At 73.3% G+C, this 23429-nt stretch carries 30 protein-coding genes; 2 read left to right on the top strand and 28 right to left on the bottom strand.

The annotated features are described in order from the left end of the window. Positions 1-154 precede the first annotated feature (154 nt). The 28 genes from AB0937_RS34420 to AB0937_RS34285 all read right to left on the bottom strand — a co-directional run bounded on the left by AB0937_RS34420 (position 155) and on the right by AB0937_RS34285 (position 19398). Positions 155-622, bottom strand: coding sequence for a hypothetical protein (locus tag AB0937_RS34420; RefSeq protein WP_164342753.1), 468 nt, complete (start codon positions 620-622; stop codon positions 155-157). Positions 623-702: 80 nt separating this feature from the next. Continuing rightward, a complete protein-coding gene (locus AB0937_RS34415; RefSeq protein ID WP_366717464.1) occupies positions 703-1038 on the bottom strand; it encodes a hypothetical protein in 336 nt (111 codons plus the stop codon). A gap of 317 nt (positions 1039-1355) precedes the next feature. Beyond that, positions 1356-2039, bottom strand: coding sequence for a hypothetical protein (locus tag AB0937_RS34410; RefSeq protein ID WP_366717462.1), 684 nt, complete (start codon positions 2037-2039; stop codon positions 1356-1358). Between the two features lie 131 nt (positions 2040-2170). After that, the gene (locus tag AB0937_RS34405) at positions 2171-3058 is read right to left on the bottom strand and encodes a hypothetical protein (RefSeq protein WP_366717460.1); all 888 of its coding nucleotides are present in this window, start codon (positions 3056-3058) and stop codon (positions 2171-2173) included. A gap of 258 nt (positions 3059-3316) precedes the next feature. Next, on the bottom strand, positions 3317-3754 hold the full coding sequence (locus AB0937_RS34400; protein WP_366717458.1) for a DUF2742 domain-containing protein: 438 nt from the start codon (positions 3752-3754) through the stop codon (positions 3317-3319). Between the two features lie 72 nt (positions 3755-3826). Next, entirely contained in the window at positions 3827-4213 is a 387-nt protein-coding gene (locus AB0937_RS34395) for a hypothetical protein (RefSeq protein ID WP_366717457.1), read from the bottom strand. 286 nt (positions 4214-4499) lie between these two features. Then, positions 4500-4778 carry a hypothetical protein gene (locus AB0937_RS34390; RefSeq protein WP_164342745.1) on the bottom strand — a complete coding sequence of 93 codons (279 nt, stop codon included), beginning with the start codon at positions 4776-4778 and terminating at the stop codon, positions 4500-4502. After that, positions 4775-5437, bottom strand: a complete 663-nt coding sequence (locus AB0937_RS34385) for a hypothetical protein (RefSeq protein ID WP_366717455.1) — start codon at positions 5435-5437, stop codon at positions 4775-4777. Before AB0937_RS34385 ends, AB0937_RS34390 begins: the two co-directional genes overlap by 4 nt. After that, positions 5434-5922, bottom strand: a complete 489-nt coding sequence (locus AB0937_RS34380) for a hypothetical protein (RefSeq protein WP_366717453.1) — start codon at positions 5920-5922, stop codon at positions 5434-5436. The genes AB0937_RS34385 and AB0937_RS34380 overlap by 4 nt, the downstream gene beginning before the upstream one ends. A 10-nt stretch (positions 5923-5932) precedes the next feature. Further along, positions 5933-6655, bottom strand: a complete 723-nt coding sequence (locus tag AB0937_RS34375) for a hypothetical protein (RefSeq protein WP_366717451.1) — start codon at positions 6653-6655, stop codon at positions 5933-5935. Beyond that, positions 6652-7245 (bottom strand): hypothetical protein, encoded by a 594-nt coding sequence (locus AB0937_RS34370; RefSeq protein WP_366717449.1) that lies wholly within the window; start codon positions 7243-7245, stop codon positions 6652-6654. Before AB0937_RS34370 ends, AB0937_RS34375 begins: the two co-directional genes overlap by 4 nt. 184 nt (positions 7246-7429) lie before the next feature. Next, complete coding sequence (locus AB0937_RS34365; RefSeq protein ID WP_366717447.1) at positions 7430-8269, bottom strand: ATP-binding protein; 840 nt, start codon at positions 8267-8269, stop codon at positions 7430-7432. Then, positions 8269-8985 (bottom strand): GGDEF domain-containing protein, encoded by a 717-nt coding sequence (locus tag AB0937_RS34360; RefSeq protein WP_366717445.1) that lies wholly within the window; start codon positions 8983-8985, stop codon positions 8269-8271. The genes AB0937_RS34365 and AB0937_RS34360 overlap by 1 nt, the downstream gene beginning before the upstream one ends. A 91-nt stretch (positions 8986-9076) precedes the next feature. After that, the gene (locus tag AB0937_RS34355) at positions 9077-9406 is read right to left on the bottom strand and encodes a hypothetical protein (protein ID WP_366717443.1); all 330 of its coding nucleotides are present in this window, start codon (positions 9404-9406) and stop codon (positions 9077-9079) included. After that, positions 9403-10011, bottom strand: a complete 609-nt coding sequence (locus AB0937_RS34350; protein WP_366717441.1) for a hypothetical protein — start codon at positions 10009-10011, stop codon at positions 9403-9405. Before AB0937_RS34350 ends, AB0937_RS34355 begins: the two co-directional genes overlap by 4 nt. Before the next feature lie 368 nt (positions 10012-10379). Then, complete coding sequence (locus AB0937_RS34345) at positions 10380-10958, bottom strand: hypothetical protein (protein WP_366717439.1); 579 nt, start codon at positions 10956-10958, stop codon at positions 10380-10382. Positions 10959-11014: 56 nt separating this feature from the next. Then, the gene (locus AB0937_RS34340) at positions 11015-11503 is read right to left on the bottom strand and encodes a hypothetical protein (protein WP_366717437.1); all 489 of its coding nucleotides are present in this window, start codon (positions 11501-11503) and stop codon (positions 11015-11017) included. A 34-nt stretch (positions 11504-11537) separates the two neighbouring features. Next, entirely contained in the window at positions 11538-12047 is a 510-nt protein-coding gene (locus AB0937_RS34335; protein WP_366717468.1) for an RNase adapter RapZ, read from the bottom strand. Further along, on the bottom strand, positions 12016-12189 hold the full coding sequence (locus tag AB0937_RS34330; RefSeq protein ID WP_366717435.1) for a hypothetical protein: 174 nt from the start codon (positions 12187-12189) through the stop codon (positions 12016-12018). The genes AB0937_RS34335 and AB0937_RS34330 overlap by 32 nt, the downstream gene beginning before the upstream one ends. 95 nt (positions 12190-12284) lie before the next feature. Further along, positions 12285-12884 carry a hypothetical protein gene (locus AB0937_RS34325; RefSeq protein ID WP_366717434.1) on the bottom strand — a complete coding sequence of 200 codons (600 nt, stop codon included), beginning with the start codon at positions 12882-12884 and terminating at the stop codon, positions 12285-12287. 142 nt (positions 12885-13026) lie between these two features. Beyond that, positions 13027-13686 (bottom strand): hypothetical protein, encoded by a 660-nt coding sequence (locus AB0937_RS34320; RefSeq protein WP_330269924.1) that lies wholly within the window; start codon positions 13684-13686, stop codon positions 13027-13029. Positions 13687-13696: 10 nt separating this feature from the next. After that, complete coding sequence (locus AB0937_RS34315; protein WP_164343987.1) at positions 13697-14215, bottom strand: hypothetical protein; 519 nt, start codon at positions 14213-14215, stop codon at positions 13697-13699. Between the two features lie 218 nt (positions 14216-14433). Then, positions 14434-16701 (bottom strand): hypothetical protein, encoded by a 2268-nt coding sequence (locus tag AB0937_RS34310; protein ID WP_366717431.1) that lies wholly within the window; start codon positions 16699-16701, stop codon positions 14434-14436. 85 nt (positions 16702-16786) lie between these two features. Continuing rightward, positions 16787-17056 (bottom strand): hypothetical protein, encoded by a 270-nt coding sequence (locus AB0937_RS34305; RefSeq protein WP_366717429.1) that lies wholly within the window; start codon positions 17054-17056, stop codon positions 16787-16789. Next, positions 17053-18654 carry a DUF2637 domain-containing protein gene (locus tag AB0937_RS34300; protein ID WP_366717427.1) on the bottom strand — a complete coding sequence of 534 codons (1602 nt, stop codon included), beginning with the start codon at positions 18652-18654 and terminating at the stop codon, positions 17053-17055. Before AB0937_RS34300 ends, AB0937_RS34305 begins: the two co-directional genes overlap by 4 nt. Further along, complete coding sequence (locus tag AB0937_RS34295; protein WP_203609654.1) at positions 18651-18827, bottom strand: hypothetical protein; 177 nt, start codon at positions 18825-18827, stop codon at positions 18651-18653. The genes AB0937_RS34300 and AB0937_RS34295 overlap by 4 nt, the downstream gene beginning before the upstream one ends. After that, on the bottom strand, positions 18824-19087 hold the full coding sequence (locus tag AB0937_RS34290) for a hypothetical protein (protein WP_330269929.1): 264 nt from the start codon (positions 19085-19087) through the stop codon (positions 18824-18826). Before AB0937_RS34290 ends, AB0937_RS34295 begins: the two co-directional genes overlap by 4 nt. Continuing rightward, complete coding sequence (locus tag AB0937_RS34285; protein ID WP_164343977.1) at positions 19084-19398, bottom strand: hypothetical protein; 315 nt, start codon at positions 19396-19398, stop codon at positions 19084-19086. The genes AB0937_RS34290 and AB0937_RS34285 overlap by 4 nt, the downstream gene beginning before the upstream one ends. Positions 19399-19714: 316 nt before the next feature. Between AB0937_RS34285 and AB0937_RS34280 the strand changes: the two genes are divergently transcribed. Both AB0937_RS34280 and AB0937_RS34275 read left to right on the top strand, forming a co-directional pair. After that, positions 19715-20512: a GntR family transcriptional regulator gene (locus AB0937_RS34280; RefSeq protein WP_366717424.1), complete on the top strand. Its 798-nt coding sequence runs from the start codon at positions 19715-19717 to the stop codon at positions 20510-20512. 616 nt (positions 20513-21128) lie between these two features. Continuing rightward, entirely contained in the window at positions 21129-22796 is a 1668-nt protein-coding gene (locus AB0937_RS34275) for a helix-turn-helix domain-containing protein (protein ID WP_366717422.1), read from the top strand. Positions 22797-23429 lie beyond the last annotated feature (633 nt).

Below are 23429 nucleotides of genomic sequence, written 5' to 3'. Positions count from 1 at the left end.
CGCCGAAGGGGCGGGCACCGCCGTGACGGGGCACGCCGAAGGGGCGGGCACCGCCGTGACGGGGCACGCCGAAGGGGCGGGCACCGCCGTGACGGGGCACGCCGAAGGGGCGGGCACCGCCGTGACGGCGCCCGCCCCCTGCGGCTCCGGGCCGTCAGGGCCGGGGGTCGTCGTACCAGACCACGGAGACGTCCGGCTCGACGACCAACATCGAGCGGGACCGGCTGACGCGCCAGATGTGCCGCTTGATGGTCTGGTGCGGCTTCTCGGTGGGACGGCAGCGCACCGGGCCGAAGTGGACCGGGGTCGCCGCCTCGAACAGGTAGTCGTCGATACGGATTCCGGCCGTGATGGTCGCGGTCTTCATCCACCCCGTGCCCTTGTCGGAGAAGCAGCGCACGAACACCTCGGGCGTCCCTTCCCCGGCTTCGATGCGGGCGATCAGCGCCTCTTCCTCCGCCGCCTCCTCGGGGGTGAGAGCGGGGGTGTGGGGGTCGGCGTCCAGCTCGGCCGCCAGGGCGTCGCGGTGCGGGCGGATCGCCGCCCGGATGGCTGCGGCCGTGCTGGGGAAGTGCAGGCTCGGCCGGGCCGCGTGCTTCTGGGGGTGGTCGGTGGGGGACAACAGGGCCTCCGTGGTTGGGGTTTCGAGGGGGCCGGGGCGGCGGTGCCATCCGCCGCCCCGGGTGAGTGCGGTAGGGGGGCTCAGCACTCCCAGTGGGGGCGGTTGAGCACGATCCGATAGGTCTCGGTGGTGCCGACGGCTCGCTGGAAGTGCACGGCGCCTGCGTAGCGGTGCTCGGCGAGGAAGGCGCCGACGGTGAGGGCGGCGTGCAGGGAGTCGTCGGCGGCACCGTCGATGCGGTCCAGGGGGGCGCCCTCGTAGGGGCCCCAGGTGTAGGCGGCCAGCAGTTCGGCCCGGTTCCAGTCGCGGGAGTCGGCGCGCACGGTGATGATGTCGGCGCCGTCCGGAGCGATCTCCACAAGAGTGGCGAAGGCGGGGGTGCGGCGGGGCTGGATGTCGGCGGCGTAGATACCCATGCGGGGCCTCCTCGTTCGGGTTTCGAGTGGTGGTGTCGGTCGGGGCGCCACCCCCTTCCAACAAGGACAACATTACCAGCGTTGGACCGGAAACGGAAGCTGAAAAGGGGGTCTGACCAGGGTTTTTCTCGGATTCCTCGCGGTGCCGCGCGTGCCCTCCGGGCCGGGCCGACCCCCCTCCTTGCCAGCCGCTTCTCAACACCACGGCGGACCCGCAGACGGCGGACGGCCCGCCACGTAAACCGCCCACCGCTGCCGCTCCCCCGCACCGGGCGGCGCCCGCCGCCCCACCGGCCGGGCAGCGGGCGCGCGGTGGGTCAGGTGGTCAGGTCGAACACGGCTCGCAGGTGCTCAAGTCGGTGCCTGCGGGACGCCTGCTGTGCCATCGCCCGGACTTCAAAGCGGCCCTCGGCGCGGTATCCGCAGGAGCAGCGGGACAGGTACAGGGGCTCTCCGATCTGCCATTCTCCGACGCCGAACGCGTCGACCACCCACTTGTCCGTGCCCATGTAGCCGGTCTCCGCGCGGTGCTCGTGCAGCGTCATCGCCACCCGGCCCGCGTAGGAGACGGACGCGGTGCCGTCCGGCTCGACCGTGAGCCAACCGCGCTCCAGGAGACGCCTGGTGGCGGCCGCCGGGATGGATACGACCCCGGCCCGGACGCATCCGTTCGCCAGGGCGGCGCCGGGGGTCGCTTCGCGTTCCCGGATCAGCCGTAGGTCCTCGTACTGGCGAGCCGTCAGCCGACGCGGCGCGCACACCGGTTCCAGCCGGACGGTGCGCCGTAGCGTGACCCGCTCGGCGTCCAGGGCGCTGCGGCGTCCGGTGATCACGCGGGTGACGGTGATGCGGCCCGAGCGGTCAGCGTCGGGACTGACCTCGTCGTCGTCACAGAGTGCGGCGGCAATCAGGGCATCGGCCTCAATGGCGCTGTACGTGCAGGTGGAGACGCTGCGGTCATAGTCGGTGATCTTGGCGGTGTAGGCCGGGGGGTTGTGCACGGCGGAAGTCCTCAACGGTGTTCGGGGGGCGGCGTGGGCGCGGCCGGCGCGGTTCTCGGCGCTGCGGCGCGCGCCCGGGGCGGCTGGCGCGGGGCTGGGCGGCGGTGTCCGCCGCCCAGCCGGGGAGGGTGTTACGCGGGGGCGAGTTCGGCGGCGGCGGACGAGATCGGCCAGCGGCCGCCGTAGTCGACGTGCACGCGGCGCGTCCGGTCGGTGATGTGGGTCGCGGTCTCGATGACGCGGCCGGTCTCGGCGTGTCCGTCCTGCTCCGGGAGGGCGAACGTCCGGCGGGCGGTGTCGCCCACCCGCCACCAGACCGCGCCGTCGTCCTCGATGGGCGCGGGCAGGTGATCGGCGGGGACGCCGAGGTCGGCGGCGGTGCAGCTGGCGCACCCGAGCCGTGTGCCGACCTGATACAGCGGGGCGGCCTGCTCGCACGCCGGGCAGTCGCCGGGGGCGGCGTACCGTGCGGACCGCTCCGGGATCAGGGCTCCGAGGTCGGCGTGCGCGGGGTCCATGAGGAGCACGTACGGGGAGTGCTCGCCGCGTTCGGCGCCGGCCAGGACGACACAGCCGTTGTGCAGGCGGGTGACCCGGCGGAGCGTGACCGGCTGGGCGGCGAAGGTGTCGGGGTAGCGCTCGCCCTCGTTGCCGCTGATGTAGGGGGCGCGGTGGACGGGGCGGACGTGACGGTAGCCCTCGCGCTCGATCTCGTCCCAGGTGGCGAAGCGCCATCCGGCGGGGGCCTGCGTACGCCGCGCGCGGCGGCGCTCGGTCTCGGTGACGGCCGAGGCGCGGACGTCGACCATGGTCACCAGTCGTTCCGCGGCGAGGTGCTTGCGGGTGTGATCGGTCGCGTGCTTGCGCTCATCTCCGGTGGCCAGTGCCTTCCAGGGCGAGGAGCCGCGCGCCGTACGCCACACGTGCCCCGCCGGGTCGGTTGCATCGTCCACAAAGACGGGGGTCCGCCCGTTGGCGTCCGGCGTTCCGTAGCGGTAGCGGGTCTTGATGTCGGTCACGGCTGTGCCCTCCGAGGTCGGGTTTCGAGTGGTGGTGTCGGTCGGGGTGCCACCCCCTCCTAACAAGGACAACATTACCAGTGTTTGGCCGGAAACGGAAGCCGAAAAGGGGGTCTGACCAGGGTTTTTCTCGGATTCCTCGCGGCGCTGCGCGTGCCCTCCGGGCCGGGCCGACCCCTCTCCTTGCCAGCCGCTTTTCAGCACCACGGCGGGCCCGCAGGCGGCGGACTGCCTGCACTCGGCAGAAGGGCGCCCGGCTCAGGCTGCGGCCAGGTGAGCGGTGGGGCGGAGGTAGCGGCCGGGCTGGCCGGGGATGGCGACGGGGGGCCAGCCGGGGGTGGCGCGGAGCCGGTGGGGCGGCCGGCGGGAGTGCGCGGCGTCCCGCTCGGCCTGGGTGCGCATCCGTGCGAGGCGGCCGGCCAGGCGCCGGGCTTCCTCGTTCGCCGCGGCGGTCACCTCGGCGTACCAGGCGGCGGGGTCCTCGTCGGCCAGCCGCTCCAGGCGCTCCTCCTCGGCCTCCTGGCGGCGCCATCGTTCGGCGGCCTCGACGACGGCGGCGAACCGGCGGGGGTCGTTGGGCGGGAGCTGGCTCCAGGCCAGCGATCCGTACGGCGGGACGTTCCAGTCCCGGGCTCCGTCGGCGAGCGTGGTGACCTGGTGCACGGCCCACGCCTGGGCGGCATCTGCGGTGTTCACGGGGTTCTCCTCCGGCACGGGTTTCGAGGGGGTGCCGGGGGCGGCGGTGCCATCCGCCGCCCCCGGCAGGGGTCACGCGATCTCGTGCTTGTAGTTCTCCTCGGCCTGGTGGAGCAGGGCGTCCTCGCTCAGTCCGTACGCGTCCGCGAGCCTCCGGAGATTGCCGACGTAGCAGACAAGGGCCACGGCGCGGTCGTTGATCCGTTCGGGGAAGGCCCGCCCGGAGAGGCGGACGAGGTGGAGCTGCTCCAGGTCCTGCGGACTGAGGGCGTAGGTGCGGGCGAGGTGGAAGGCGTCCGTGAGCGCGTCGCTCACGGCGATGTCCACCAGCTCCTGCGCGGTGGCGGCGCCTTCGCGGCGTCGGGCTTCGCGGGACAGGGCGCCCAGGGAGCGGAGGGCCGCGCGGGCGGCCTTCACGGACGGGGTGGGCCGTCGGGTCGCCTGGGGGTGGGCGAGCATCGCGGCAATGGCCGTTCGGGCACGGCAGGCAGGGGTCAAAGGGTCCTCCGATGGTCGGGTTTCGAGTGGTGATGCCGGTCGGGGTGCCACCCCCTTCCAACACGAAGAACAATACCAGCTCTAAGCCCGAATCGGAAGGGTGGAAACGGCCTTTGACCAGGGGATTTCTCGGGGCCGGCAGCGTTCGGATTCGTGGCGCCGGCCTCCCGCCGCAGAAGGAGGGACGAGTACGCAGACGGCCCGCGCCTCCACGGGGGAGGGCGCGGGCCGTCGGTCCGTTCGGTGGTCAGCTGCTGGCGCGTCCCAGCAGTGTCAGGGTCTCCTCGCAGGCCCTGGCGAAGCTCTCGGCGAGCGGGGTGTCGTCGGCAGCGGCCTGCTGGCACTCCCACCACGTGCTGGCCGTGAGGTCGGCGAGCTCCTCGACCTGGTGCTCGTCGAGCTGGAGCGGCGCGGCCGCGGTGGCACATCGCGGGATGGCGTCACTCAGCCAGCCGGGCAGGCTTTCGGGGTGGCACATCTGCAACGCGGCGTAGAGCGGTGCGGGCACTGGAAGCGCGGCGCTCACGCCGTTCTCCCGGCCATGGCCGGTTCGGTCGCGGCGTGTTCGTCGAGCCACCGCGCGGCCGCCGTCACGGTGGTGAAGAAGCGGTCATCGGCCCGGGGGTGGTGGCGGAACACCGGGGTCGGCCGCTCCCCCGGCTCCTGCGCGGACAGTTCGGTGAGGCCGTAGCTGACCGTGTAGCCCGGTCCGCCCCGGGGGCCGAAGCCGGGTTCGATGACGCCGACGATGTCCTCGGGGGCGAGCCGCAGCGCGTTGCGGCGTGCGACGAGGTGCCACCGGGGATCGCCGGGCGGGTCGAGCAGGATGCCGCGCCGGGGCGGCGGCCCCTGGTAGACCCATACCTGTCCGCAGCGCCGGGGCTTGGTCCCCATGCCGAGTCGGCCGGTGTCAAACACCTGCGGCGTCGCAGGGAGTTCGGCGTCCAGCTTGGTCGCCGCGCCGCACTTCGGGCAGTAGATCCGTACGGTGAGGGCCCGGTAGGCGTCGCCGTGACCGCACAGGTTGTCCTCGGCGTCGAGCGGGCAGGAGTGGCCGCTGTAGCTGCTCTCGCGGACGGTGTGGTGAATCCGGTAGTCGACCTCCCAGCCCTTGGCGGTGCAGCCCTCACGGTGTTCGGGGGTCGTGTAGTCCAGGTGCGCGGCGAGCGCGTCCAGGCCGGTCACTGCTCGTCCCCGATGCCGAGTTCGGCGTGCAGGGCGTTGAGTTCATCGAGCCGGGGGCCGCCGGCGGCCGCGGAGAGGAACCCCTCCATCCCCATGCCGATGATGTGGGCCTCCAGGACGCTCAGGGCGGTCTGGTGGCCGAAGCCGTTGAGGTAGGCGTCGAGGGGGACGGGGCGGCCCTTGGCGTAGCTGAGGGCGAGGGTCAGCAGCTTCTCGTCGGTGCCGGTGAGGTAGACCCCCTCGTCGCCGCGCAGGGCGGTGAGGTCGAGCTCTGCGGTCAGGGCGCGGCCGATGTCCGGGACCTCCGCCCACGTGAGGGTGATGTGGCGGGCGAAGTCGGCCCGGCCGGGCAGGCCGGAGGAGGTGACCAGGTGGGTCGCGGCGCGCTTCAGCTCGCTGCCGCTGAGCGTGGCGGCCGCGGTGAGCGCCGCGCACATCTCCTCTGCGGAGAGGGATGCCGGGCTCGGGGTGACGTCGTGTCGCATGGGGGCCTTCTCAGTTGTTGGCGAAGCGGTGCAGGGCGTAGTCGTGCGCGCTGGTCCCGGCGACCGCGGAGGAAAGCCGGGTGGCGAAGCGCTGGTAGGCGTCTTCCTGGGCCGGGGTGAGCACGATCCGCTCGGGCGGCTCCTGGCCGGGGCCGGCTGCGGCGACGGCGGTGAGCAGCACCTCGGTGTCGGGCTGGTGGTCCAGGTTCAGCACGGCCAGGCCGCGGGCGAAGTCGTTGACGAGCTTCTCGGGATCGCCGTCGCGGCCGGGCTCGGCCCAGTCACCCGCCAGCTGCTCCAGGAAGTCGGCGAGCTCGGTGTCGTCCTGGCCCTCGACGGCCTGGCGGAAGTGCGCCAGGACGGCGGCCACGGTGTCGACGTCGCGCGGGTCGATGTCGACGGGGTACAGCGGGGTGTGCTCCCAACGTCCGTCGGGGGCGTACAGGGTGTACTGCCCGGGGGGCCGGGCGGCGCTCGGGACGTAGCGGCCGGTGTTCGTGGCGGTGTGCCGAAGCGGCGCGGGCAGGGCCTGGAAGAGGCGCCCCCATGCGTCGTGGGCGGCCGTGCCGTCCAGGTCCGCGGGCAGCTGCCACACGTCCTCTTCCCCTGCGCGGACCGCGCGGGTGTTCAGGGCCAGCTGCTGGAGGAGGGGTTCCTCCATGTTCATGAACAGGGCCAGCCAGTCCTCGTCATCGGGGAGCAGGACACGGCGCTGGGCCGGGTTTTCGGTCATGCGCTGGGCTCCTTCACGGCCGGGCGGGCGAACGGGTTGGGGGCCTCGCCGCAAAGGATCTTGCGGACGAGTTCGGCGACCTCGCGGGCGCCCTCCTCGGTGGCGGGGGCGGCGATCGGGTGCGGGCGGTCGCTGGCGGGCTCGTCGACGCGGATGTCCCAGCCTCCGCTGGTGAGCGCGAGCGAGAGGGGCGCCTCCCGCCCCTGGTAGCCGAAGCGCGGCCCGCCGGCCGGCGGGTCGACGGCGATGCGCAGGCCGGGCCGGACGGTGAGGCCCTTGGTGCCGAGTTCCCCGATCAGGGTGTCCCGGGCGGTGTGCAGCTCGGTACTGGTGAGCTTGACGTGGGAGCAGTAGCGGGCGGCGAGGGCGTCCACTACGCCGGTGGGCAGGCTGGTGACGGCGGCCCAGTCCTCGGGGGTGATGCCGTGGTGCTGGCCCGCCTCGTACATCTTGGCGAGCAGGTCGGCGGCCTCGGCCAGGACGCTGGGGACGTACAGGACGCGCGCCCCGTACAGGGCGCGGCCCCCCAGGTCCCGGGTGGCCATGCGGATGCCGACCTGCGCGGCATCCAGAGCGGTGGTGTCGCTCATGGGCGGTTGCTTCTCCTAGGTTGGACGGGCGGGGTCCGGGGCCGATATCCGCGGCCCGGACCCCACTCTGTCGCGTCGCTCGGACATTCCGGGCGGGTTCATGCGACGGCGGTCCGCAAGGCACGGGGGTATCCGTGATTCTCCTCGTGCCGGCTGACGTTCCGGTGCGGTTCCGTCGGTGCGGTCAGGCCCAGTCGCAGTAGGTGCACTCGGCGTCGTCGACGGGCGTGTTGTGGTGTGCCGCGGCCAGCTCGGCCACGGAACGCACGGGCGTCCAGGCCGGCCCGGGGCAGCAGCCGCTCGGGCAGGGCACGCGGGCCTCGAACCGCCAGTCGAAGGGGTCGCGGTCGTCCACCCACCGCACGCACAGGGACTCGCTCCCGGCGGCGAAGGTGCCGGTGCGGAACTGCGGGTCGGAGCTGGTGGCGTCCCAGGCGAACAGCTCGGTCGCGGCCTCGCCGAAGACGCGGCGGACGTCGGCCAGGTCGGCGGTCCGGTCCTCCTCGGCGGCCAGCCGCTCAAGCGCGGTGCCCAGCACGGGGAGGGTCTCGGCCAGGACGGTCCGGTCGATGCCCTCGGCCTTGGGGGACGCCTCACGGAGCTGGGCGAACTGGTTGTCCACGACGTGTGCCGGGACGCGAGTGGTGCCGGTCCGGGCGGCGTTGCGGGTGTGGGCCAGGTCCGGCGGCGTGCTCATCGCCAGCGCATAGGAGAGGACCCCGTACTCGTCGGCGAGTTCGGCGAAGCGGCGGCGCAGGCCCTCCTCGGCGAAGGTCGCGTCCACGACCGTCGTCAAGCGCAGGGCGAGCCGCGCGCGGAGCACGGTCTCCAGGGCCTGCCAGGCGGCTCCGCTGACCGACTGGTTCCCGGGGTCGTCGGCACACATCCGGCGGAAGTCGTCGGCCCGCAGGACCTGGCTGGGCTGGAACATCCGCGATACGCGGGTCTTGCCGGTGCCGCTCGCGCCGACCAGGAGGATCAGCGCGGGCGTCTCGAACGGCAGGGTGATCGGAGCGGTGGACATCAAGCGGCCTTTCGGAAGGGGAGGACGTCGGCGAGGCGACGGGTGGACAGGGGGAGAAGCCGGGCCAGGCGGCGGCCTCGGCGGCCGCGCCCCTTGGCGCGGTACATCGAGGCGTCGGCGTTCTTCAGCAGCGCGGACAGCAGGGCACCGTGGGTGCCGGCGGGTCCGGGGTCGGTGTCGACCGTGCGGGCGGTACCGATGGACGCTCCGACCTCCAGGCGCAGGCCCTCGTGCCGGACGGGCCGGGTCAGCGCGGCGTGCAGGCGGGCCACGCGTGCGGGCAGGTCGGAGGCGTCCGGGAGGATCACGGCGAACTCGTCGCCGCCTAGCCGCCCGGCCTCGGCGCCCTCGGCGGCGGCCCACTCGGCCAGGCGCGAGCCGACGGCCGCGAGGACGGCGTCCCCGGCCTCGTGTCCGAACCGGTCATTGACCGGCTTGAACGCGTCGAGGTCGACGAGGAGGGCCGCGGCCGGGCCCGCCGCGACGATCTCGCGGGCCAGTGCGGTCCATGCCGCTCGGGTGGGCAGTCCGGTGACCGGGCAGGTGCGGGCCTGGGCGAGCTGACCGCTGAGCGTGGAGACCTCGGCCAGCAGCATCTCGACGGCGGGCACGACCTGGGCGAGGGCGCTGCGCAGCTCGTGGGGGCTGGCGTCGGGCCGGGCGAGGTCGGTGCGGGCACGGTCGAGCAGGGCGCCGGTCTCTATCGCGGACGGCATGATGGGGTGGCTTCCTTTCGGTGTTCGCATCAAAGGGGAGGGCCCGGGGCGGCGGACGGGGTGACGGCCGTGACGGCCGCCCCGGGGCAGTTCAGCGGACGGCGGCCGCCCGCCGCTTGACCAGGGCGTTCCGCAGGCGGCCCTCGGTCGGGTCGTCCTCGGTGAGGCGGTCAGCGGCGAGCCGCTCGTGCAGGTCCTCGGGGATGTGCACGTAGGGCCGGGCCAGGTCCACGACGGTGGCGGGGTCGTCGATCTCGTACGGGTGGATGCCCGCGGCGACGAGGTTGCGGATCAGGGCGCCGTCGCGGCGGGGCACCTGCCACACCTGGGTGTAGAACGTGGCGAGCTGGGCGTCCCAGCCGACGATGACCCGGGTGTTGCGGGGTACGTGGTCGCGACGCTGGAGGGAGTAGAGGCTCATCCCGCCCCCTCGGAGTGCATCCGGGCGCGGTCGCATCCGGATGCCCCGGGGCCCGCGCCGTGCAGGTGCACGTTGAGCAGGTCCTCGCGGGTCCACACGGGCGTCCACACGCGGCCCCGGCGGCACTCGTCGCGGCGCGGGCAGGGGCTCGCGGCCTCGAACCGCGTGCCGTACCGGACGCCGAGCACGTGCCGGCCAAAGACGATCTCGCCGTACATGTGGGTCCGGTCGATCTCGGTGGTCACCTGGACCAGGTGGTGGGCGAGGTCGTGCCCGAAGCGGATCGACGCCTCTTCCCAGGCCCGGAACCACGGGCTTCGGGTGTAGCGGTTGCCCAGGAAGTCCGCCATGGGGTCGGCGGGCGGGAGCCACTGACTGGTGTGGGTGTCGAGGGTGCCGCAGTGCGGGCAGGTGCGGCGGCGCGGCTGGCCGGTGCAGCCGTCCGCGAACCGCTCGCCGCAGCACGGGCAGTGGTGGGCCCGGCGTTCCGCCGGGCTGCCCGCGGCGGCGCCGCAGCCCTTGCACACCAGCCTCGTGTGCTGAGGGCGGTGGGGCATGTCGGGCGCCGGCGGGGCGGTGGTCTGGTGGGTCGGACAGGTCGTCATCTTCAGCAAGCTCCGTACGAGGGAAGGCAAGCGGCCGCCGCCCTGGGCGGCCCTGTGGAGGCGGTGGAGGCGGACCCCCGGTGCGGCCCGCTCAGGGCAGGCCGCACCGGACGCGCCTGGGCTAGTAGCCGAGCCCGTTGACGCGGTTGCTCTGGGCCTCACGCCTCGCCTGCGCCTGCTCGTAGTCGGCGCGGTCCTTGGCGGCCTGGTCCTCGGTAGTGGTGGTGTCCGACACGGTGTCGTCCTCCGGTGATCGGGTTTCGAGTGGTGGTGTCAGTCGGGGTGCCACCCCCTTCCAACACAAAGAACAATACCAGCTTTGAACCTGATTCGCAACGGGTCGGGCGCGAATCCGGGGGCGCTCAGCGTCAGTTCGGCACGGTGGCGAGCAGCTTGCTCAGCTCGGGCCACAGCAGGGTGTCGCGGCCCCAGCAGGGATCGACGAGGGTGACCTGATGAGCGTCCTGGGCTGCTCGCACGGCGTCGCGGTGACATCCGGCGTACTCGCGCCGGATGTGCGACTTGCGCAGGCGGCCGCCGAAGCCGGTGTGCCCGTTCCCGCCCCAGGTGGTGACGAGGATGTCGCGCACCGGTCCGGGGCGGTCGGCGCGGTGGGCGGCCAGCAGCAGGCCCGCGCCCCTGGCGGTGCGGGTGAGCTGCTGGAGGCCGGCGGCGTCGGTCAGGCACATGACGGCGGCGCGCTGTTGCCAGCGGCGGCCGTCGAAGGCGGGCCCGTCGCATCCGGGCTGGGACTGGAGGGTGACGAAGCCGGACCGGTTCAGGGCGGCGAGCACGGGCACCAGGGGGCCGGTCTCCTCGTCGGGGCCTCCGCGGTAGGCGCCTCCGGGCAGGGTCGCCAGGGAACCCTCCAGCCACTGCGCGGTGAGCTCGCCGAGGTCGGACAGGGTCCGGGCGGCGGCCCAGGTCCGCGCGGTCGAGCGGGGCATGTCGGCGTCCTCTCCGAAGGGGGCGGCCGCGGCGGCGGCCGCCCTGGTGGGACTGGTCAGCGGGCGGGCAGTTCGGGGGCCGCTGCGTCGGGGTCGAAGACGGGGGTGCCGCCCATGTGGATCACGGCGCGGGCCTGGCCGAGCAGGGCGTTGCAGCGGTTGAGGAGATGGCGGGCGTCGCGGGCCGTCTGGGGGTCGCCGCGGTACATCTCGATGTCGCGGATCGCGAACTCCAGCCACATGAAGTCGCCCTTCTGGACCGGGATGCGGACCAGGTCGGGGTCGGGCTGGGTGACGGAGGCGGCGCCGGCGCTCTGGTAGAGGCGGGCGATCAGGTCGCTGGTGCGGCTGCTGTAGCCCAGGTCCGGGCGGGCGCGGCGGACGCACTCCTCGGCGTGCAGAAGGATGCGCTCCAGCGTCTCCATCTCGGCAAGGGTGATGCCGATGTACTCGACGCGCGGGGGCTCCGGGCGCTGCGGAAGGGTGCCGTAGACGGTGCCGGTCGGGGTCTGGGTCGCCGTGGGCCGGTTCCTGCGGAAGATCATGGGTTCTTTCTCCGTATCTGGCTGAGTGGGGCGGTCAGGCGGTCCGTGCGCGGTGGGCGCCGGGCGGCAGCAGGGGCTTGTCGACGTCGCGGTGCTCGACGGTGACGGGCCGGTTGGTGAGCTGGGTGATCTCCCCGACGCGGCGGGCCAGGCCGACCGAGCGGTGCCGACCGCCGACGCACCCGAAGGCGACGGTGATGTCTGCGCCGGTGGTCTCGTTGAGGCCGACCGCGAGGTAGGCGGCGGCCTGGGCGAGGGGCTCGGCGCCCGGGGTGTCCATGACGTGCTCGTACACGGCCGGGTCCAGGCCGGTGAGGTGCTTCAGCTCGGGGTCGTGGAAGGGGTTGCGCAGCAGGTCGCGCAGGTCGTAGGTGACTTCGGCGGCCGGGGGCTCGCCGTGGCCGTAGCCGAAGGAGATGACGCGGATCACGGGGTGATGCCCTTCTTCGTGTCGGGTTTCGAGGGGGCCGGGGCGGCGGTGCCATCCGCCGCCCCGGTGGGGCTGGGCGTGGTCAGTCCAGGGGGCGGACCGTGACCTCCAGATCGCGCGGGTCGGCGGCGGCGGCCGCCTGGAACTCGCGCAGCTCCTGGTCGCTGTAGATCGCCTTCTGGTCGCTCGGGCCGCCGGTGACGGCGTTGACCTTCTGGCCGGTGCGGGAGGTGGCGGTGACGACGTACTTCGCCATGGGGCGGTGTCTCCTCGGGTCGCTGGATGCGGAACTGGACGGCCTGTCCGGCTCCCCTTGGCCCCGGCGGCGGGCGCCGGGACCGCGGGCAGCCGTCAGGACCAGGCGCGTTCCACGTCGGCGTCCATCTCGCGGGCGGCGGCCGTCAGCGCCTCCGCCATCCGCTCCTGGGCGAGGGCCTCCTGGGTGTCACCGGCGGCCTCGGCCGCTTCCTTCTCGGCCCGGCTGCGCAGCGCGAGCGCGCGCAGGATGCCGATGACCGGGAACACCCCGCCGTACCGGTTGAGCTCGTCGACGGCGGCGGCCCGGTCCTCGCTCGTGGCCAGCTTCTTCTCGGTCTCGTGCAGGGCCTCGGCCGCCTCCTGCCAGGTCGGGCCGGGCGCGATCCACTCGGCCGTGTCGTCCAGGAGGTGCACGGTGATCTGGGCGAGGCCGTAGGCGGCCAGGGCCGGGACCAGGTCGGCCAGGCCGACCTCGGCGCCGCGCCGCACGAGGGCGACGGCGGCAAGCCCGATGAACGCCGCGCGGCCGATCGTGTCGGCCAGGCCGGCGGCTCGCCGCACGATCCCGGCGGCGCGGGCCTGGAGGCGGGTGACGCCGGGCATCGGCAGCAGGCAGACCATGCAGGTCAGACGGAGCGCGTGGTTGTACGTGTCGCAGTGCGTGCAGCGGCGGGTCTTGGAGAAGCGGCGCACGGATGCCTCCGAGGTCGGGTTTCGAGTGGTGGTGTCGGTCGGGGTGCCAACCCCTTCCAACACAAAGAACAATACTAGCTTTGAACCGACTGCGCAAGGGGTGGGCCCCGGGGCGCCCCGGTCAGGGCCCCCGGGGGGGCGGTCACTCGCCGTCGGTCTGGCCGTCTCCGTCGTCTCCGCCGGAGCTGGCGTTGTCCCGGGCGAAGCGGCGGGCGCCTGCGCTGTCGACGGCCTTGATGGCGGTCTGTCCGGTGCGGAACCCTTCGCGCCCCATGTCGAACCCCTTGCCGATGGCGTTGGCCCCGGCTCCGACCGCGTTGGCGGCCGCGGTCGCGGTGCCGGCCACGGCCGTGACGGCGTTGAGTGCGGCGGCCAGCGTCCCGCCGCCGCTCCGACGGGCCGGTGCCGCCTTGCCGCCGCGGGCGGCCGCCTTCTTCGCGGCGAAGGACTCGGCGGCGGTCCCGCCCTTGCCCGCCGGGGCGGGCTGGGCGGCGGGGCCGCGCTTGCCCTCGATGACCTTGCCGCCGGGCAGGGTCACGCGGAAGGCCCGGTTGGGCTGGGCCTTGTCGGCGATGAGCCGGACCATGGCGGGGGTGAGCTGCTCGACGGCGAAGAAGCAGCTGGCCTTGCGCCCTCCGTCCGCGCCCCGGTGCTTCTGGCCGCAGGAGGCCATGACGTCGTTGCCGGACACCATGAGGCTCAGCCGGAAGGGGGCCGGAGCCCGGTCCCGGCCGGGGCACCGCACGGCGGTGCCGTTGATCTGGAGCGGGCCGCGGATGGCGACCGTGAGGGTGGCGGTCAAGGGTTTCTCCTTACTCGCTGCGGGCGATGGCGGTTGCGGTGGCGGTGACCTTGCCGCCGAGGACGGTCCGGCCGGTCGCGGTGGCGGTGGCCTCGGCCCGGTTGCCTCCGCCTCCCCCGCGGCGGCGGAGGCCGGAGAACAGGCCGCGCACCACGAAGGCGACGACGGTCACGGCGGCGGCGAACGCCACCAGGGCCCAGGCCAGGGCCTCCAGCCAGGGACCGGCCAGTGAGAGGCCCCACCCGGCGAGGGCGGCGCTTCCGGCGGCCGACCACATCAGCAGGGCGGCGGTCTTCGCCCAGGCCGGGACCGGCTGGCGGGCGGGGCCGGCGGGCACCGGGAGGGGGCCGGGCTGGACGTAGGCCCAGCGCTGTTCGCCGCCGGGCAGGGTGACGAGCTCGACGCCCGCCGTGGGCGGCGCGGGCGGTGCGACGGGAGCCGCTCCGGGGGATACGGCGATCACGTCGGCCGGGCGGTGCTGGGTGATGGTGTAGACGGGCTGGGCATCGGCGCGGGCGGGCCGGTTCATGATCGGGGGGACTCCTCGGGGGAAGATCGTTTTAGGCGGGTTTGGGGCATGGTCACGGCCTGGGACAGGGCACATAACCGCAGGTGGGAGGGGTGGACAGCCCTGTCCCGGGGCCCGGCGGCCCTGGGACGTGTCCCAGGGCCGCCGACGGGTGTCCTACGGTCGGGCCAGGCTCTGACCTGCGGTGATGCCCGCTGGGCCAGGACCCGGCCCAGGGGTCATTTGCGGATCTTCCGGGCGGCCTCGTAGGCCGCTTCGACGTCGGCCTTGAGGTAGCCGCGGACCCGGTTTCCGCCGTCGCGCCACCGGGTGGGCTCCAGCGTCACGTCGGTGCCTGCCAGCTCCTCGGCGAGCGCGTCGCCCAGGGCCTTGCCGATCCGCCCGGCGTAGGCGGCGGCCTCCTCCTCGGGCCGCGGGGCCCACTGCTGATCCCAGTCGCCGAGAGCGGTCCGCACGTCGTCCAGCGGCACCCGGTCGACTCCCGGCGGGAAGGCGCCCAGCAGCACGTCGAGCACGGTCACCTCGGCCGCGGAGACCTCCGGCCGTCCCGGCTTGCCCCGGCCGCCGGGGCCGCCCCCGGAGGAGGACAGGCCGGTGGCCTCCAGGAGGAAGTCCTCGATCGGGTCCTCGAACTGCCCCGGGGCCCGGCCGCAGCTCTCCCGCAGCGCCCGGCCGGCGGCGATGACCGGCGCGGCCCCGTCGTACTCCTCGTCCTCGATGAAGTACGAGCGGATCAGCTCGCCCGCGGCACCGTCGATGTCGACGATGGTCAGGCCCTTGCGCTCGAACGGGATCTCGTGCGCCCGCAGGCCGTTGCCGGTCGCGCCCTCCTTGAGGATCGCGTTCGTCTGGGTCGGGGACCCGGTCTTGGTCGCGATCCGCACCGCGGAGTTGGACTTGAACTTGCGCGGGACGGTGTTCTTGTCGGGGTCCTGGGTGACCAGCAGCACCACGATGTTCAGCGCGGCGGCGAACCCGGCCAGACGCTCGATCTTCGCCACGATGTCGGCCGAGAGCGCACCCGCGTTCTGGGTGTACTCCTGGCCCTCGTCGATGATGAGGATCTCCAGCGGGAACTGCTCCAGGTCCTTCTCGCTGAGCTTGGCCCGGCCCTCGTCCTCCAGGAACTCCTCCCGGCGGTACGCCTCGACCAGCAGCGCGTCCAGCACCAGGTCCAGGCGCCCCGGCCGACGGCCGAAGAAGGTCGCGCACACCTTGCTGTAGCCGATGTGCTCGCCCGGCTTGGCCCCGGCCGCGAGGCGGATGTTCACCCGCGGGTCCAGGCCGAGACCACAGATGATCGACCGCAGCAACATGCCCTTGCCCGTGCGCGACATACCGCCCAGCAGGGCCATGACGTGCTTGAGCTTGAGGTAGACGACCTCACCGCGCCGGTTGAAGCCGATCGGGATGCCCCGGTTCCACACGTCCTGACGCTCCGGCGCCTCCACCAGCGGGGAGACGCGGGCCTCGGCGAACGGGTCGGAGGTGGCGATCCACAGCGTGATCCGGTTGGGGTGACCGGCCTGCCGCACGTCCAGCCACGACGCCTCGACGTTGAGGGCCTCCGCGAGGGCGTCCCGGGCGGCGATCACGCGCGGCGCGGTGACACCGGACGGCAGCTTGAGCGTGGCCTCGCACGCGTTGATGGTCACGGCCCGGATCGGGCCGACCAGCTCGGCCACCTCGTCCTCGCCGAGGACCTTCACCTTGCGCAGGGCGGCGTTGATGGTGGAGTCCGACACCGGCGCGTCCTCGTCGGCGGCGGCCTGCTCGAAGATGGCGAACGGCTCCGCCCGGCGCCGCACCTCACGCAGCCCGCACGCGTACATCACGCCGACCACCGGAAGCAGCGCCGGGGCGGCCATGGCCATGCCCCAGACCTCGGCGACGGCGACGACGACGGCGACGTAGGAGGTGACGCCGGTGGCGGACAGAACGGTCAGGTTCTCCCGGCGGCGGGCCTGGCCGATGGCGCGGCGCTCGGCCCGCAGCTGGGCGACGTCGCTGTGGTCGGCGTACCCCTTCGCCTTGGCCTGCGCGCGGGCCTCGGCGATCATCTCGCCGTACTCGGTGACGAACAGGTAGCTCCACGCGCTGCCCAGCTCGGTCCACAGGCCGATGGACGACAGCTTGACCAGACGGCCGAGGTAGAGGGGGCTGCGCGCGGCGTGGTAGCCGACGGCGTGCGTCAGGACGGCGCGGCGGTGCTGCCAGACCTCGCGGCTGACCAGCGCGGCGGGCAGGTGCAGGCGCAGGCGGCGGCGGGCGACGTCGTCAACCTGCTCGATCACGGGCAGGTCCTGGCCGTCGACCTCGTCCGAGAGCTGGACGGTGCCGGTGCTGGCGTCGGCGATGCCGGAGGCGGTGCTCTGGACCTCGGCTCGGGCCGCCTTCTCCAGGGCCTCGCGCCGCTGCGGCGGCATCCGGTCCATCAGGTCGATGACCTGGCCGCCGGTGGCGGGGGTGTCGGTGGGCTGGGTCATGGGTGCGTACTCCTTGCGTGGTGCGGGGGTTTCGAGGGGTGTCGGGGGCGGCGGTGCCATCCGCCGCCCCCGGCTGGGGGCCGGGCTACTTCTTCTTGCTGTCGTCCTTGCCGTCCTTCTTGTTCTTGGCCTTGCGCTTCGTGGCCCTGGCCGCCGTCTTGGCCGCGCCGGCCAGGACCCCCGGCACCCGGGGCAGGGCCAGGACCGCGAGGAAGACGACCGCCGCGGCGATGGCCGTGTCCCGGCCGTCCCACCCGTAGTGCATGGGCATGACCCACAGGGTGGTGATCCCGGCGGGGGCCGCCAGGATCAGCAGGGGCGGCAGGCTGCCGGACTTCTGGGGCGTTCCGCTCATGCGCTGATCTCCTCGGTCTTGTCGCTCTGGTCGTCCTGGGCGTTCTCGCGCTGGGCCTTCTCGATCTCCTGGGCCATCGCCTCGGCGAACCCGGGCTCGGCCTCCAGCAGGGCCACGAGTGCGGGGCCGTCCTTGCGCCGGATGCCGACGCGTTCCGCGAGCACGTACGGGGAGAAGAAGCCGTTCCCGGTCCGCTTGCGCTTGTCCTTCGCGGCGGCGTACGCCAGTTCCCGCGCGATCGGGAACGCGGCCTTCAGGTGCTCGCTCAGGTCGCGTTCCGACCCGTCCGCCGATCCGTTCCCGCCGGCCGTCTTGGCCGCGTTCCCGGACGGCGCGGAGGCGTTCCGCTCAACCCGTTCCGAGCCGTTCCCGGCCGGGGCCGAAGGGGCCGACTCCCCTTGCGGGAACTGAATTTCCGGGTTCTCGGAACGCTTCGCGGCCTCGCCGGAACGGGTGGCCGGAACGGTCACGGGAACCCACTCGCCACCGATGAACGGCAGGCTGCGGTACTTCTGGGAACTGAGCCGGGCGGCGGCCTTCTCCTCCTCCTTGACGGCCCGGCTGCGGAACTCCTCGGCCAGGGCGCGGGCCTCGTCAGCGCGGGCCTGGGCGAGTTCTGCGGAACGCTCGGCGACCTCCGCCTCGACGGCGATGGCCTGCGCGGAACGCTTCAGCTCGCGCACCCGGCGGCGGCTGGTCGTGGTCCGGGCCCGCTCCATGCGGAACTCGGCCCGGCGCTGCCGGCGCACCCGCGCGGCCGTCGTCCCCGGCGTTCCGCCGTGGTGCGACTCCCACGCCTGATCCCATGCCGCCTGCACCGTGATCTTCTTGCGGTACGGCGCCCGGATGCGCCAGGCGGTCAGCGACACCAGCGGGTGGGCGATCCACCGGGCGAGCTGCTCGCGGACCTCGGCGGCGGTACGGCCGCTCTGGGTGTGCTGGAGCAGGGAGACCACGGCCTCGAAGGCGATCACACCGGCGAGCGACGCCAGGGCGTTGACCTGTCCCGCGCTCTCGCTGGGCGAGTGGAACAGGTTGAGGCTGGCCGCGATCAGGGCGGACACGGCCGTGCCTGCCCGGTACCGGCCCGCGGGCGCCCCGCGCCGAACGGCCAGGATGGTCAGGGCCGCGAAGGTCCACGTCAGGCCCTCGACCACGCCCGGGACGATCCAGGACCGCTCTCCCAGGTCCTCCCGCATGGCCTCGGCCTGGGCCGGCCACGCGATCCAGACGGACGCGACGATCAGCGCCGCGACGGCGGCGACGGCCACGATCACGGGCAGGACCTGCACGACGGCCCTGCCGCGGCCCTTCCACTTCTGCACCGCTTCCTTGCGGATGCGCGCCTTCTCGGCACGCTGCGCCTGGCGGCGCTGCTGCTTGAGCTTGTCGCGCTTCTGCTCGACGGTGAGGCTGCGCTCCTCGACGTCGAGGCTGGCGAGCTGTTCGGCCTTGTCGGCCTCGACCTCGGAGACTTTGGCCTCGGCTCCGGCCTTCCGGGCGGCCGCTCGGCCGACCTGGCGCCGCTCGGTGCGGGACATCATCGGGGTCTCGTCGGTCTCGGGGTCGGTCTGGGTGCGTGGTGCGGTGATGCTCATCGGGTGGCGATCTCCTGAGCGCGGGGGGCGTCGGCTCGTACGGGGGTTCCGGTCGGCTTCTGGGAGGCCAGGACCTGCGTGCACTTGCCCAGCTCGTGGGCCTCGTCGCGGTCGGCCAGGTGGTGGGCGTCCAGCGCGGCGCGGGTCAGCGGGAGCGTGCAGCGGGCCCTCACTGCGTCACCGGCCTGGGGGTGGTGCTGTAGGCGTGGGCGGCGGCGATCCCGCGGCGGGCCAGGAGGATCACACCGATCGCTCCGGCGACCAGGGTGACGGCGGCCGCGACGACGATGACGGCGGCCGCGGCCGCGCCGACGACGATCACGAACAGCGGGACGACCAGGACGAACAGGCCGGGGTGCAGCTCGTCGACGCGGACGAGGAACAGGCGGATGAAGGCGTTGACGGCCTCGATGGTGCGGGCGTCGATCTTCACGCGGCCCACCCCCCGGCGAACTCGTCGTCGTCGGCCAGGCCGGGGCCGGCGGTGACGTCCTCGGCGTGCTCCAGCTCGTCGACGACGGCGAGCAGCTCCGGGCGGGGGGTGGTGCGGCGGCGGGCGGTGAGGGCGTCGGTGTCGTCCAGGTCCAGCAGCAGCATGGCGACGAACTCCAGGTTCGCGCTGCGGGTGCGGCTGGAGCCCTCCGGGCGGCCGAGGAAGAAGTGTTCCGGCTGTCCGGTCAGCGTGGACAGCGCGTGCAGCGCGACCCCGTACGAGGGGCGTGCGGGGATTTCGGAAACGGACACGGCAGTGCCGCCTTTCTCTGCGGGTTTCGAGTGGTGATGCCGGTCGGGGGGCCAACCCCTTCCAACATGAACAACAATACCAGTCTTACACCGGTTCGGCAAGGGATCTCCGGCGCCGGCCCGCGTTCGCGGAGCCAGGACGACGATCCACCGCCCCCGCCCGAGACCCGTGCGGGGCTCGAACAGTTCCAGCACTCATAGCCTGCCGATCATCGCGCCAGATGTCAACAGTTCCGGAACTCATGCAGACCGGAAGGCTCGTCAGAGGGGAACAGTTGCGATATACATAGGGGGCAGAAGGAAAGGAGCCGCCAAAGTGGCGACCCGCTACGAAGAGATCGCTGATGACCTACGCGAGCGCATCAGCACAGGGGAGTTCCCCGCAGGGAGCACACTCCCCGGCTATGACCAGCTCACCCTCGGATACAAGGCCAGCAGGGCAACGCTCCGCGAGGCCCTGAACCGGCTGCAAGCCGAGGGGCTCGTACGCCCGGTCAAGAAGAAGGGCCTGGTCGTCCGCGACCCCGGCGAGCGTCGCCAGGTGGCCCGGGGCAGCGTCGTGCGCCGGGACCCCGCGCGGGGATACGTCTTCCCCGCAGCCTCCGCGCCGGATGAACCGTGGGTCACCCACGGCCGACCGGCCGCCTCGACCATGCCCGCACCGGCCCCGGTCGCCGAGCGCCTCGGCATCGCCCCGGGCACCCGGACCGTACGCCAGCGGTGGATCACCTCCCCGGCCGGCCAAAGCCCGTTCCAGATCACCGACGCGTGGATTCACCCCGACCTCCTGGCGGAGACACCACAGCTGGGCGAGCCGGACGCCACCCCCGGGACCTACCTCGACCGGATCGAGGAAGCCGGGCACGGCCCCCTGGAGTGGGAGGAGCGGACGACGATCCGGCCGTCCTCCCGCGAGGAGGCCAAGCAGCTGGAGATCCCCGCCGCCATGTGGGTCTTCGAGGTGGTCACCGTCGGCACGTCCCACCGAACCGGCCAGGCCGCCGAGGTGTCCGTACAGGTCATCCCGGGGGACCGCGTCGAGTTCGTCACCAAGCTCCGCCGCGACCGCACCGCCCGCTGGCCCGTCGCCCCGGCGGCCTCCGCAGGGATGTGACCCACGCCAAATGGCTTCACGCACCCAGCGACACACCCATTACGGTGCGTGTGGTCGGATAGATCCACGGGGACCGGGATATGCCCATCGTCCCCAAACGCAACAGGCCCCCGAAGGGGCCTGCCGGTCCGCAGCCGGGGTGCCTCCCGGCGACGCGGCCGCACCTTTAGTCACGGGGAGGTGCGCTTTCGTGAGCGTACGGGTTCGAGCGATACCGCCGCAGCAACCTTCGAGCAGCGCCGCGCTGAACGGCCGGAAACGACCAACCGGTCTCGGCCGCAGTCGCCGTCCTGCTCCCCCCGCCTGAAAAGCCTGGTGGCCGCCCCGCGAACGGAACGGCCACCAAAGTTCGACTCGCCCAGAGTCTTCGCCCCCAAGGGGGCACGCCCACACCCACCGGGTGGGGCCTCGTGCCGGTGTGTTGCCCACACGCCGGCAGCGCCAGGATAGACGCGGTCGTGCAGCAGCAGCACGTTGATCACGCCGCTTGCCCACTATCTGGCCAACGAGGCTCCCCCAAAACGCTCTCAAGGGAAGCACTCGTGCCACTCCAGCACCACCCGCCCGTTCATCCGGCTCGCCGTCGGCTCGCCGCCCACCCCCGGGGTGAGGCCCGATGAGCCTGACCCCGATGCTCTGGGCGATGAAGGCCGCCCCAGTCGCCGACACAACCGAAAAGCTGATCTTGATCTCGCTCGCCGAGCGCGCCGACGACGACGGATGCGACGCATTCCCGTCGAAGGCCACCCTGGCCAAGGACGCCCTGTGCGACGAGAAGACGGTGCAGCGCAAGCTCAAGAAGCTGGTCGAGCGCAAGCTGATCGGCCGAGGCGACCAGCGGGCCGCCCAGTACATCGAGCAGCGCTACCGGCCGACGGTCTACGACCTGCTCATCCCGTTCAGCTGGTTCCCCGACGCGGACGAGATCAACGAGTCCCGGCGGCGGCGCGGCCGCGGCCCGCTCACCCCCGAGAACCGCCCGGACATCGCACCCGCACCGAGCCGCACACAGCGCTCTGACAAGGGAAAACCCCGTCCGAAGAAGGTCGCGGCCGGCCAGAGAGGGGACACAGAGTCCCCCCTCGACAGCGCCACTCCCTCGCCTCCGTCAGGGGGGACTGAGAGTCCCGTCAGGGGGGACTCTCAGTCCCAGCAGGGGGGATTGACAGACCCCCAAACCTCCCCACCTGAACCTCCCCACTCAAACCTCCCCGGGGCGCCTTCGGCGCGAAGCGCTGGTAACGGCCGCAGGCCCTCTACCGGTAGTAGCGCGCGCGGGACGTCGAGCGGCTCCGCCGCGGCCAGCGGCGCCGAGGCGCCGAACGGGAAGTCGGCTCGCTCGGGCAGGGAAGTCCTGGTCACCCCGGAGGTCCAGCTGGTCCTGGAGGCGTTCCCCGACGCTTTGCGGGAGGCCCTGGTCAGCAAGGCCCGCACGGACCGGCCCAAGACTGTGATCAAGGCGATCGAGGAGCAGCTGGCCGGGGGCGGTCTCGACCAGGCCCGCAGACTCGGCGCCCGGGTCGCCCGCCGCTGGGTGACGCACGGCTACACCAAGCATCACGCGGCAGGCAGGCTGACCAGCCCGGTCGGTGCGACCGTCGCCATGCTCAAGCCAGGCCCGTGCCCCGATCCTCGGTGCGAGGACGGCGAGCTCGACGACGGCGCCCCGTGCCGGGCCTGCATCGAGCGGGAGAAGAACTACCGGGCCGACCGGGAGCGCGAGCGGAAGGCTGCGGCCGCGGAGAAGGAAGCCGAAGCTCGCCGCCGGGCCTGCCCGCACTGCCAGCTCGACCGCGGCACCGCCGGCCAGCCGTGCGAGGACTGCACCCGGGCCATCGCCTCGACCGAGCGCGACGCGGCCGACTTCGTCGAGCAGGCCCTGGCCGACCACCGCGCACTGAGCGCCGGTGACGACCAGGCCGCGGCCGCGTTCTTCACGTACGTGACCGAGGGCGTCGAGCAGGCCCGCAAGGCAGCGGCCGCCCAGGGCGCCGACGCGCTGGGCCAGGCCCTCGCCGCCCGGGTCGCTGCCGACGGCTTCGCCCGCGAACAGAAGCGGCTCCGCGAACGTGGCGTCGAACAAGTGGCTCTTGCTGCACCTGCCGATCGCCCCGACCCGGTGCCCGAGGTCGGCATCCCAGCTCAGGCCCATTGGCAGGGTGACCGCTGCCCCGGCCACGACCGAACCGGCTGTCCCTGGGACCGCCCGGCCGTCGGCTTCGACGGGCTGTGCACCCGGTGCAGGACGGTGCTCGTCCAGAAGGAACCCGCCCACACCAGCTGAACCGCGCCACTCGGCCCCCGGAGGAACCTCCTCACGGGGGCCGAGTCATGTTCCGCACCAGGCGCCTTCGGCGCGTTCCGCCCACCCAGGCCCGCCTGGAACCTCACCCGATCGTGCGGCCGGGCCAGGACAGGCGGCTTCGCCGCGATCAACGGCGCACGCGCCGACCAGATCCATCAGCCTCAGTCGAACGAGCAACCCCCACACACCCGCACCAAGCGGAGCGGCCTCACGGCGCCGGCCACACCGCGGCAGCAGCTGCTCCCCCTCCGCTCCGGCCGGGCAGACCGGTCCGCTCACGCTGCCGCATCGGTGACGGGGGCGGTACGGCGATCAGCCCGACCTCGGCCCGCCCGCCGGAGTCCTCCGCCAACACCACCCACCCCCTCCCGTAGCCAGCCGCTTTTGGGAACCCCCCACAACCCGCAGTCGGGTGGCGGGCCGCCACGTAAACCGCCCAGGGATGCCGTGGTGCACCGGCCCGAACGGGCCGGTACTGGGGGCTCCTCGCCCCCAGACCCCTCGCCAGCGCCCAGGGCGCGCTGGACCGCCCATCGCCGGGGGGCGCCTCCCCCCGGACCCCCCACCAGCGCCTTTCGGCTGCGCTGGACCAGCCACTGCCGCCTGCCCTCA

Source organism: Streptomyces sp. NPDC047880, assembly GCF_040706515.1.
Taxonomy (GTDB): domain Bacteria; phylum Actinomycetota; class Actinomycetes; order Streptomycetales; family Streptomycetaceae; genus Streptomyces.
Note: the sequence above shows the minus strand (reverse complement) of the source record. Positions and strands in the feature narration are given on the sequence as shown.